The organism is Bacillus sp. EKM208B, assembly GCF_011800725.1.
Taxonomy (GTDB): domain Bacteria; phylum Bacillota; class Bacilli; order Bacillales; family Bacillaceae; genus Bacillus; species Bacillus velezensis.
In genome coordinates, this window is sequence record NZ_JAANHO010000004.1 from 377,438 (window position 1) to 390,583 (window position 13,146).

Here is a 13,146-nt window from a genome sequence, read left to right on the forward strand (position 1 = left end):
TCGACAACCTTTCTTCTTTTACAAAGTAAAGAAACAGAGCAGGTGCTACTCTGTTTCATCAATAATTTCAAGAAGCCGTTTTTTATTCTGTTTGATTTGTTTTTTTCGATTTGAATCCGGCCAGTACTCTTTTCTGACAAACTCGGCAGGCGGCAGCGGAGTTCTGACGGCATGATATGAATCATCCAGGCCGCTTACCAAAAGGTGGGCGTTTGTTCCGCCAAAACCGAAAGCGCTGATGCCCGCCCTCCGTTTTCCATCCTTCCAGCTTCTCAGCTCTGTATTCGGATAAAAAGGCGACTTTTCAAATTCAAAGCGGGGATTTGGCGTTTCACAATTCAATGTAGGCGGAATTTCCTTATGCCATATTGATAAAATCACTTTAATGAAACTTGCCGCTCCGGCAGCGCTTAATAAGTGTCCGATATTGGTTTTTACACTTCCTACTCCGCAAAATTGCGTTTTGTTTGTGTCTCTTCGGAATACTTTTGTCAGAGCCTGTAGCTCAATCGGATCTCCAATCATCGTACCTGTGCCGTGAGTTTCGACGTAGCTGACTGATCCGGGAGTGATATCGGCTTTTTCAAATGCATCTTGAATAACCTGCTCTTGAAGCTTAGGATTCGGGGTCGTAATTCCCATTGTCGCACCGTCGTTATTAATAGCTGATGCTTCAATGATACCGTATATCCGATCTCCGTCCGCTTTCGCTTTCTCGAGCGGTTTTAACAGAACAGCGCCAAAACCCTCTCCGGGTACAAAGCCGTTTGCCCTTTCATCAAAAGTAAAACACTGACCGTCCGGCGAAAGAGCTCCTCCTTCTGTTAACATCAGGTAAGGAATTTCATCCAAAAGCAGATCCGCCCCTCCTGCCAGCGCCATCTCTGAATCACCGTTTTTTATGCTTTGGCAGGCTAAATGAATGCTGACTAATGAAGAAGAACAAGCGGTATCAGAAACCATGCTTGGACCGTGAAAATTAAAGAAATGCGACACATGTGAAGCAATAAAGTTTTGACTAAGCCCGACGATGTGGCTGCTGCTTTCTTTCGGCAGTTTGTGACCGTAGCCGCCCATTCTGGAACCGACAAATACGCCGACTTTTTTTCCCGATAATTCTGTTTCTTCATAACCGGCATCCCGTACAGTCTGTACACTCGTTTCTAAGAAATGTCTTATCAGCGGGTCCGTTTGGATGGCTTTCTCCTCTTCCATGCGGAAATACTCCGGATCAAAGCTGCCGATTCCATTGATAAATCCTCCCCATTTGCTGATGCTTTTTCCCTTTTGCTGCACCGGAGAGTAATTTTCTTCTATATTCCACCGGGAATCAGGTACTTCTTTAATATGATTCTTCCCTTTTCTCAGATTGTCCCAAAATTCCTCTTTATCAGCCGCTCCAGGGAACTTACATCCGATTCCGATAACAGCTATCTTTGCAGAGGAAGCCGTCTGCGGTTCTGTATTTCGGCTCGTCACAGACTGCATATCATGCTGATTGCTGCTTTGAGAATCAGTCTGTTCGATTTGTTTTTTCAACGGCGGCGCCGTCTTACCGATATATTCCGCAAGACCATGAATCGTGTTGTGTTCAAGAAGCACAGTAGGGTCAATTTTTTTCTGAATCATTGCTTCTATACGATGTATAATGCTGACAAGTAGTATAGAATCCACACCGTATTCCTGAAAATCCGTATTTGGGTTAAGCTTTTCAAGGGGAATGCTCAATTCCTCGGCAAATACGGCAGAAAGTTCACTGACAAGCCCTTCTGAATGATCAAAAGTGTCGGGAGTCTCCTGTCTTCGCACTGGAAATGAAGCCTTGCCGGTTTTATTGATATTCAGGAGACTGTCTGCATGAAACACTGTTCCTTTTTTCACGATAGGAATGATATTGGCCGATTTTCTCTCCAGTGCATGATACAAAATCGCCAGTCCTTCCCGTGTGGAAAGAGAGTCCAATCCCAATTCATCATATAAAGGACTCGTCACAGTACCCATTCCGACTTCTTTCCAGCTCGGCCAATTGATGGACGTGAAATACGTTCTCCCCTTTTGAAAATGATAAGCCGCGAAATAGTCCATATATGCGTTTGCAGACGCGTAATCAGTCATTCCTTTCGACAGTTTGGGTGACTGTGCAGCAATTGATGAAAATAGAATAAAGAAATCCAGCGGCCTATTATTAAAAATCCGCTCCAAATTCTGAAGTCCAGTGACTTTCGGGCCGTACACCGTCTTAAATTCACTCATTCTTTTATGAATAAAGGCCGGATTTCCGCCGCTGTGCAGTCCGGCACAGTGTATGACACCGCTTATATCTTTAAATTCAATGCTTACTTGGTGAAAGAATGAACGCAGCCTCTCTTCATTTGTGAGAGAACCGCTGTAATACAGATAGTTGACACCTTTCTCTTCAAAACTTTGAAACAGTTTGATATTGCTGACTGTCTTTTCGCCCTGTCTGCCCTCTTTCAGCAAATGATCCCATTCACTTCGCAAAGGTAATGGACGCGTCCCCGTCAGCACGAGTTTTTTCACTCCCCGTTTCACCAAATCTTCAGCTATTGCTCTGCCAATACCCCCTGTCCCGCCGGTAATCACGATGGCTTTATCCGCAGGAAATGAAACAGGCCCGCCGGTATGGATTCTTTCTTCTTCAAAATACGGAACATATCTGACGCCGCTGCGGTAGCATACTTCATTCTCTCCGGTACATTGCGCCCTTTCATTCTCAAAGATTTGTTTCAGCTCATGCGTTTCTTTCATGCTGTCTATATCTATTGTTTTCACATGAACAAAGCCGTATTCCGCAGAAAGGGCTTTCAGAAAAGCCGCTGATTCCGCCCCCGTCAGCTTTGGTTTTTCCGCTTTAAATACCTGCAAGCCATTGGTGATTTGTAAAATGGATAATGGTGTTTCCTTTTTACTCCGCTTAATTATTTCTTGTATAAATAAGAATTTACCATATGGGATGCCGTTCTGATTGTCACTCTGGTTTCCGACATCTGAGAAATCAAATATATTTTCGACCTGCCGCTCACCGCCCGAGAAGATCTCACGGATAACGTCGTATGCGTGGTTTTCATCTAATAAAGAACACTCAAACATTTGATCAGAGTGTTTTATAAATGAAGAGTGATGTTTTATGACAATCAGATTCTCCTGATCTATATCCGAACAAATGGTGCGGGCAATTGATTCTGTGTCTTGATTTACAAATGCTACTGTCAGTCCGTACTCTTTTGTTTCGGATGGATTTACAAAAGGATTCTCCCTCCATTTTTTTTGCAAATGATGTTGAAAAGAATGCTGAGGGATCTCTGCCTTCTCAGTCCTGGACGGAACCCAATAACGTTCTTTCGCAAACGGATAAGTCGGAATTGAGATCCGTTTACCCGGCTGCTGTAAATGTTGATGAACAGATTTCCAGTCGATATCCGCCCCCCAAACCCATAATTGAGCCAGCTTTTCCTCTTCACCGTTCTCAATAATGGTCTTTACAAACAATTCACCTGCTCTGCCTTCCGTTAACGCCTTCATTTTTTCAGCAAATGCATCTGCTGATTGCTGATTAACATATACGCCTGGAACTTGCTTGTCACCGCGGCAAAACTCAAATAATTTATCCTTAATTTCTTTAAGAGAGGTACCGGTAATCGCCGCTCTGGCCTCCATCGCTTCTCTGCCCGATTGTGTAGTGTATGCCAGATCCCGTAAAAAGACGCTTTCCGATTGGCCGGCTTCCATCACTTCATTCGGGAACATGTTTCTTATCGCTCCGGCATATTCCTTCAATAAGTATTCAGTAACCGCTTGAATGGAGGCGCAATCAGTTAATTCATACATCGTGAGTTCAATATGAAACATTTCGTTAATAAAATCCGCCATCCGGCTTAATTCCAAAGGCCCTACGCCAAATTCACTCAGGTGATCAGCAATATTAATTTCTTCCGGATGGATATGAAGCAATTCCGAAACAAACGGTTTGAGTACTTCATTCACCTTTTCTTTCATATCAGGCTGTTTATCCTTTACTTCAGGACTTAGTGAACGTTGAATAAAATCTTTCATGTTTTCGGCATACTCAAGAAGACGTTCATTGTCTTTGGCAGATAACAGGACAATATGCGGTTCGTTCTCAACATGTTCTGTTGAGACGTTTGTTTCTTCATATTCTTCTATAATGATATGAACATTCGTTCCTCCGGCTCCGAATGAGCTGATCCCCGCTCTTCTCGGAACAGTTACTGTTTTTCCGTTTTCCTGCAGTTTCGGTTTCTTCCAGTCTTGCAATGACCGCTGTACATAAAAGGGAGATGCTTTAAAATCAATATTTGGATTCAACGTCTCCGCATGTATGGAGGGAAACAGTTTTTTCAGTTTCATTTGCAAAAGAACCTTTGTCAAACCGGCAATTCCCGCTGCGGCCTCAAGATGGCCGATATTTGATTTGACAGAACCGATTGAACAATATTGAGTGTGCTCCGTAAATTCCCGAAACGCTTTTGTTAATCCGGTGATCTCAATCGGGTCTCCCAGAGAAGTTCCCGTTCCGTGAGCTTCAATATAACTAATTGTACGAGGGTCAATACAAGCTTTCTGAAGCGCGTCCTGTATCAGTTCAGACTGACCATTTGGATTAGGAACCGTAAAACCGTTTGTTCTCCCTCCGTGATTGACCGCTGTCGCTTTAATCAGCGCATAAATATGATCTCCGTCCCTTACCGCTTCCGCCGCCGGCTTTAAAAGTACGGATCCCACTCCTTCTCCCGGTACATAACCGTCACCGCCCTCGCCGAATGTACGGCACCGGCCATCACTTGCAAAGAAGCGGCTTTGATTTAATAATGTATATTTATTCGGATGAAGCGTAAGATTGACCCCGCCCGCAACAGCAAGGGTGCTTTCTCCTCTTCGTATACTTTCACAGGCTAAGTGAATGGCGTTAAGAGAGGATGAACACATTGTATCAACCGCCATACTCGGCCCCTTAAAGTTAAAGAAATATGATATTCTGTTTGCTATTGCAGAAAATGGAGACCCGACGGCCAGTTCATTTCCTTTAAGTGATTCTTCAACGCCGAAAAATTGATAGCTTCCATATGTGACGCCTGCAAATACTCCGACCTTTTTGCGGGTCAGATCTGAAGGTTTATAACCCGCATCCTCTATGGTATTGTACACTGTCTCTAAAAAGAGGCGTTCCTGAGGATCAAGAAAAGCCGCTTCTTTCGGTGATATCCGGAAAAATAAAGGATCAAACCGGTCTGGATTTTTCAGAAAACCTCCCCACTTATAGCAGCTTCCCTCCAGCATTTCCTTCCGGTCATCAGGAATTTCGCTTACGCAATCCCGTCCATTCATCAGCACATTCTGGAACTCCCTGATGTTTTCCGCACCCGGGTATCTGCCGCTGACACCGATAATCGCTATATCAGCAGAAAGGGGGTCGGCCGCAATGTGCTCTTTTGAATCTTCTCCTTCAGAGCGTACCGGCGCTTTTGTTTCCACTGGTTTTCTTTTTGGCTTTTTTTGATATGAAACAAGTTCAGATGTGCCGGCCGGGTTCAGCAGTTTCATCATTCGTTCGCTGTGATGACTCAGGAAATATTCGGCTAACTGCGATATTGAATGATATTCAAAAAATAATGTTTTCGACAATCTGCCGATACTTTGCTCCAGCTTTTTGGTCAGACGCATGATCATCACTGAATCAATGCCGTATTTCTCCAGATATTGTTTTTCATCTATGAGTGAGGCCGGTAATTTCAATTCCTCTGACATTATATTTTTCAGATAACTGATTATATTTTGTCTTAATTCATCGTTTTGCAAATCAGCATCTTCCTGCTGCTCTGAATGAAAGCTGATTGTGCCGGCACGCTTCAGCACATCCTCAATCTTTTCTTTACGGCCTTTCAGGGCAATCAGCTGTTCAGATGATTGACACAAGCTGTTCTCCAGAGCCTGTATTCCGTCACTGTCATCTAACGGGTCAAGACCGAGTTCCTGTTTCATGTAGGATACTCCTTCATCGTCAATATTCATCCCGCCGGAAGTCCATAGCGGCCAATTGACTGACACTACCCTTTCGGCAGACTCTGTCGCGGTCATAACTGCTGCATACTGATCCAGAAAGGCATTGGCGAAAGCATAGTCACATTGGCCGGCTGAGCCGAAGACTGCCGATGTGGATGAAAACAAGACAAGTAATTCAACTTTCATTTTTTTAATTTCTTCCGCCAGCCACAGCGTGCCATAAACTTTCGAACCTGTGACTTGATCAATTTCTTCTTTTGTCTTTCTTAAGATAAAAGAGTCACGGAGTACGCCGGCACTGTGAAATACTCCATGTAAGGTGCCGAACTGCTCTTTTGCAAAAGCAAATATCCGTTCAGCATCACTTTGTTTTGAAACATCAGATCGGATATATTCAACTGTTGAACCTGAACTTCTTAAATATTCGATCTTTTTCTCCTGCTCTTCAGTTAAATCAGAGCGCCCCGTTAATATGAGATTCGCTTTCCATTTTTCCGACAGATGTTTTGCCAGAATATAACCGAGACCGCCCAGGCCTCCTGTAATCAGATAATTCCCATGATGTTTCAGCGGCTGGGTTAAATCGAATGAGCCGGCTTTATTATAGCTTTTCGTAAAACGTCTGCCGTTTTCATAGCGCACTTCAAAATGGATATCCCGTTTTTCGTCACACTCTCTCTGATATATGTCCGCTATTGCTGGAAGAGCGGCTCCCGCACCCTCTGATTGCGTGATATTGATAATCTGATAGTGAAAATTGGGGTGTTCCTGGTGAACGGTTTTCACCAATCCGCCGAGCGCATGATGCAGCGGCAGTTGTTCTTTATTCTCAGTTTGAAAAATATGCGTCAGCTTTATTATCTTTTTCCATTTTAGTTCAATCAGCGCCTGTGTAATATACAGAAGAGAAAACAATCCGTTTTCCAATTGTTTCTGTATACCTCCTTTACTCATGTCAGCCTGAGAATCAGACCACAAGTGAAGAATCTTTTCGGGCAGCTGATAATGATCATGAATGTATCGGAACAGCTTTAGATAATCGTCTTTTTTCACGTGGTTCATACAAATCGTATCATCATGTAAAACAGCAAATTCTTTTCCGCGGATGACAAACAAGAGAGTACAGCCCTTAAACAAACCGCTCAATTCTTGTATTTGCCGTTCATTTTCTGCAAAAATCAGGAGCAATCCCGTCAAGGGTACGCTCTTCTTATTCGGAATGAACGATTCTGCCCATTCCGGCTTGTAATAAAAAAGCGGATGGTTCGATGCCCGTGATTTTTGATTCTGAATGGATGTCACACGGGCATAGCCTTCGTCAGCCGACATTTGTCCTGTTTGAATCAGATCAAGAATATCGCTGATTTGTTCACGTTTTCCGTTCATCATTCTTCCCCCATTAATTGTTTCAATACAGCCTTCTGATCAATATCATTGGTTTCCAATTGACGCAGGAGACGAATGAGTTCATCGTCCGTCTGAACAGTGTCTTTTTCATGACCATACCTGAATCTCACATCTCTGCACTCTGCCAGAATGCTTCCGTTTCCATCTGTAAATGTCATATGACACGTTACATCACGGCTGTTCTGCCGGTTCTCTTTTTGAGTATAGACATAAAAATTTTGAGCGAGAGGCTGATAGACATCCGCCGCTCCCATTCCGATCAATTCCGGGAAGGTTTCTCCGCTGACAAAAAACGCACTGGCTTGAATCGCGGACTCAAGCGCTTCAGGAGAGATCGTAAAATTCTCTCTTTTTGCATAAAGCTCATCCGGCAATGAATGAAGCGACAGCATTCCGTCACTGTTTTTCGCTGCTTCAATGACAAAAGGCGCTTCAGCCGGATGTTCAGTCATTTCTGATTTGACTTCAGCAATATCAAGCGCTTCAGGAAGCATACCGCTTTCAGGCTTAACAATATGCGCATTTCCCCTGGCAAGACGTACTTTATTCTCATTTTTTGTGTTTGCATATATCTCAAATCGCGCAAAGCCGCGCTCAGGCGTCAGCGTAATCATCAGTTCCCGTATATCAGTCATTCCGTTCATGCTTTCGGTCCACAATAAATCAGTTAATGTATGAACTGGTTGTCCAAATGCCTCCGCTGCATTGACGATAGCCATTTCAGCCAAAGATGCATAAGGGAAAAAGGACACGTTTCCTTCAGACAGACTTAGTGCAAACGGATGATTACGGCTGATTTTTTTCGTGAAACTGAACTGATTAAAATCGGACGTGTTACTCCCCAAGAAAGGGTGACCCGGCTTACTCACATCCGCTGAAGCAAGTGCGTCCCCTTTTTCCGCTATCCAATACCGCTGTTTGATCAGCGGTTGTCCCGGAATAGAAATCCTGCGAGCATTCCGATTCACCTCAAAAGTCTCCCAATCTATCTTTCTTCCATTTACCCATTTGGATGCTGCTTCGGCGTAATTTGAACAAACGTGAGGCATTTCATTGTGAACTTCTGATTCGAATGTATGACCGGTATAGCTCAAGCTGCTTTTTTCACCCCTGATATAAGCTGAAAGCTCTTCAGCAATGACCTGCCCGGAATCTGCCACTATCGCCAGCCGTTCTTCCATATGATCTCGTCCCGTCTGAAGTGTATAGGCAATATCCTGAAGACGCAGTTTATGATTGTTATCCTTCGATTCATTTTCTGATAGAAAATCAGCCATAACCTTTGCATATTTTATCAGCCGTTGTTTGTCTTGAGCCGATAAAACAAAGATCACTCGGCCGCTTTGATGATCAAAAGCTTTTGGCGGCTCATACGCTTCCAATATAAGATGCGCGTTTGTCCCTCCTGCCCCAAAAGCGCTTACCCCGGCTCTCAAAGGATGTACAGCATTGCTGTTTTGCGGAATATTCCATTCAGCCGCTTTCCGCTGCACTTGAAAAGGAACCTGATCAAAATCTATAAACGGATTAACAATATCGGAATGCAGAGAAGGAACAAGCTGCTTATTCTTCATTTGGAGAAGCACTTTCGTTACCGCAGCGATTCCTGCCGCAGATTCTAAATGTCCGATATTTGATTTCACCGAACCGATGGCGCAAGGATGGTTCAATTGATAGGAATCTTTCAGTCCTTGAATTTCAATCGGATCGCCTAATGACGTCCCTGTTCCATGCGCTTCAATATAATTGACGGTGTTCGGATCAATGTCAGCTTTACGAAGCGCTTCTGAAATGACCTCCGCCTGCGCATCCGGATTCGGTATGGAATACCCGCTCGCCTTTCCTCCATGGTTAACGGCGCTTCCCTTAATCACGCCATATATTTGATCTTGATCTTCTATTGCTTTTTTCAATGGTTTTAACAATACGGCTCCGACTCCCTCACCGGGAACATAACCGCTTCCGTCTTTTCCAAAACTCCGGCATCTGCCGTCACTTGATAGAAACTGTCCCATACTGAGGAACTTATATTTATTCGGATGTATTGACAAATTCACTCCGCCGGCTAATGCCATATCGCTCTCTCCGCAATGTATGCTTTGGCATGCATAATGAATAGAGGTCAGTGATGAAGAGCACATTGTATCCAGAGCCAAACTCGGACCTTTTAAATGAAAATAATAAGACACCCGATTGGCTATTGAAGAATAGACGGAAGCCGGCGAGAAAGCCACTCCATTTTCTTCCCCTTCAAATAGTTGATATTGGCCCCACATTGCACCGACAAATACACCGACTTTCATCTTTTCCAGCATGTTTCTCGGGTACCCTGAGTCTTCAAAACAATTTTTGGCCGTTTCTAAAAAGAGCCTTTCCTGGGGATCCATAAGTTCTGCTTCCCTTGGGGAAATATGAAAGAAAAGCGGATCAAATTGATCGGCTCCGCTGATAAAACCTCCCCACTTGCTGTAAGACTTCCCTTTCATATCTCTGTCTTCGCTGAAGAAATCATCCATATTCCAGCGGTCAGGCGGGACTTCTGTAATACAATCTTTTCCGCTCTTTAAATTCTCCCAAAATTCAGGTAAGTCTTCAGCCATCGGATACTTTCCGCTTAATCCGATAATGGCAATGTCCTCATGCCTTGTATCAGCTGTTTCATTTATTTGGATCTCACGACTTTCATCCTCCATGAAGGTATCTTGAAGTGCAGATTTCAATTTTTCTTTGTCACCTTCAAACACGATCAGCTGTGATGCGTTCAGAGAGAGTGAATCTTGAAAAGCTTTGATCCCATTGGTTTTACTAAGGGGAACCATACCGATTTTTTGTTTCATCCATTTTTCAGTTTGTTTATCCACTTTCATGCCGCCGTCTTCCCATAGCGGCCAGCCGATGGCTACTGAGACGCCGGAGCGTTCTTTTTTCCGCCTCATTCCTTCACGCCACTCAGCGAAAAGATCAATGAACCGGTTGGCCAATGCGTAATCCGTCTGTCCGATATTCCCGTACATCGAGCTGCTTGATGAAAACATCACAAAGAAGTCCAAAGGTTCGGTTTGCAGCAAGCTGTCCAATAAGACCGTCCCATTTATTTTCGGAGCGATCACTTCCTGAATTTCATCTTTTGATTTTTGAATCAATAAAGCGTCGTGCGTCACACCGGCACTGTGTATCACACCGTTGATTTCTCCGAATTGCCTTTTAATGGTTTTTATGATTCGCTCTGCATCGCGGCTATCTGAAAAGTCACCTCTTATATATTGAACCGAAGAACCGCCTGCTTTCATTCGGCTGATTTTGTTCTTTTTGTCTTCCGTAAGTTCAGAACGGCCCGCTAAAATAATATTGGCTTTCGTTTGGGCTGCGATATGTTCTGCAAATATAAGGCCTAAGCCGCCGGCCCCTCCTGTAATCATGTATACTCCGTTTTCTTTAAAGGAGAAACCTGAGTTTTGAGACGGTTCCGCTTCCCGTAAGGCTCGGACCCAGCGCACATTTCCTTCATAATAAAGATCGGTTTCTCCCGGATGCGCTTCTGTAGATTCGACTCTGATGATTTCAGCTGTAAGTTCCGGCAACGATGACTTGTCTGAAACTGATATCCCGATTGTCTTAAGGGCCAGTTTCGGGTTCTCAAGCAAAATAGACTGCCCTGCGCCATGGACTGAAGCATAAAGCGGCTGATCATTTTTATGATCCGCCGGATAAAGGAAAAGCGATACAACCTTTTTTTCCGCCTTGCTGCGCATCAATGCCCGGCTGAAAAAGAATAGCGGGTAAGCCCCCTTAGAAAGCTGTTCACTTATTTTTTCCGGGCCGGCAAATGACCCTTCCGGCCACCCGTAAACCACGATGTCGGGCATTTGCCCCCTTTTTTTCAGATCAGCTGCAAGCCTGTCAAAGTGAGCTTCCTCCCTGTGATCTATCTCATAAACACCGTCTCCGTGATAGGAGAAACGATTCCCTGATAAAACGAGAATGATCTGTGTATTTTCGAATCCATCTTCAGCATTTTCCCGCATAAAATGAAAAAGCTCTCTGTCATATTGAAACAGCAGACATGTTCTTTTCTTTTTATTTCCGCAATGCGGGTCCCAAGCGGCCGTCTTTTGTCTCCAATACGGCGTTAAATAGGTCAGAGCCGTATGATTCTCTCCATGATGAAGAGGGCGGTCTTTTTCAACGAAAGTCTTTTCGCCGCTCTCTGCAAAATAGTTTGCAAGTTTTTGAATCGTCGGATACTCAAACAATAAAGTAGGGTACAGTTCCCTGCCTGTTTTCTCTTCCAATGCCTTTACGGCTTGCATAAGTGTTACGGAATCGAGACCTTGTTCATAAAAACCTTTTACAACAGAGAGTGTTTCAGGGGCAGTCCCTTTGATATCTGCGATCAGCTGCTGAATGTCTCCTTCTGTTATAAGAGCGGAACGATTTTCGTTCTTACTTTCTTTCATGTCAGGCTTTTCAGCCGGTTGATTTCGCGTTAAGAAATAACTGGACATTTTTTGATTTTCTCTAATATACGCGGCGAGTTCCCGGATCGTTTTCTGCTCAAACAGGAGTGTAGGATACAGCTGTTCCCCTGTTTTGTTTTCAAGTTCTTTGACAATGGCAAGCAAAGAAGCTGAATCCAGGCCCTGTTCATAAAAACCAATGTCTGTCCTTATGTCACGCAGATCTATATTTGAAACCCCGGATATTAATTCTTTAAGGTGTGTCTCGATGCTTTCGCTTCGATTTATGATTGAATCTTTTCTGATCAGGCTGTCTTTTGGCTGAGAAGCCGCTTCAGTTTCCAAACGAGTCTGCTTCAGGTTTTCAATTAAATCTTTTGAGCGGATATGTTTCACAGACAGCCGCGTAAAATAAGCGATCATCTCCCCGTGTGCATCGTACAAACCGTAACTTACTTGGATGACATCCCCTGAATCATGATTTTGGTCTTGCTTCTCTATGTACACATAACACCTGTCTTCCAGGCGCTTCGTCATACGGAAAGATTCAATATGAATGGGAATATACGTTTTCATCCGGCTTGCCGGAGATCCTTGTGTAAAATATTCGGGACATGCCTGATAAAGGATCGATATGATGGTAGACGCATCAAGAAAAGTGGGATGCAATTGAAAATAGCCGGTATATTGATTGGCAATTTGGCTGAGCGTCAACTCTGCAAGTACAGAATGGTCAGACGCATAAACCTTCCCCAGACTCTTCATAAATTCAAAATGCTCTATATCGACCTTTTTTAAATAGTCATAACATATCTCCAAATCGGCTTCACGGACGGAGGCATGTTTGATTTCATCAATATTGATTGAACTCATGCTTTCCGGGATTTTCGGCATGAGCCTGCAGTTCATATTCTCATCCCAGCTTTCATCCAGAATGCGGTCATCTTTTACTTTTCTGCTCTTCGCCTGAATTTCCCATCCCTGTTCCAATCCCTGAAAACGGATGCGGATTTCTCTGTCAAAGGTATCCGATGTTGCTACAGGTTCCAAATACAAAATATTCTGACACTCGAGTTCTTCAATAGGCAAACCTTTGCTCAGCGCCATACGGTATATCATATCTAAAAATGTGACACCGGGTATAATCCGGGTGCCATGCACCCGGTGATCCCTGACAATATAGTCCGTATGTTTAATTGTTAATGTGAACTGATAGTTTTGATTACTGGCCACCTGTCTC

Annotated in this window: 2 protein-coding genes; both read right to left on the reverse strand. The window is 43.8% G+C overall.

Annotated features, from left to right (window positions below; translation table 11 throughout):
* Window positions 1-45 precede the first annotated feature (45 nt).
* A complete protein-coding gene (locus G9F75_RS09805; RefSeq protein ID WP_167409088.1) occupies window positions 46-7,428 on the reverse strand; it encodes an SDR family NAD(P)-dependent oxidoreductase in 7,383 nt (2,460 codons plus the stop codon).
* Window positions 7,428-13,139 (reverse strand): type I polyketide synthase, encoded by a 5,712-nt coding sequence (locus G9F75_RS09810; RefSeq protein WP_167409076.1) that lies wholly within the window; start codon window positions 13,137-13,139, stop codon window positions 7,428-7,430. Before G9F75_RS09810 ends, G9F75_RS09805 begins: the two co-directional genes overlap by 1 nt.
* Window positions 13,140-13,146: the final 7 nt, after the last annotated feature.

What these genes read in the sequence shown, in the direction of transcription:
- G9F75_RS09805 (WP_167409088.1), bottom strand. Translation starts at nt 7,428, where the DNA reads ATGAACGGAAAACGTGAACAAATCAGCGATATTCTTGATCTGATTCAA.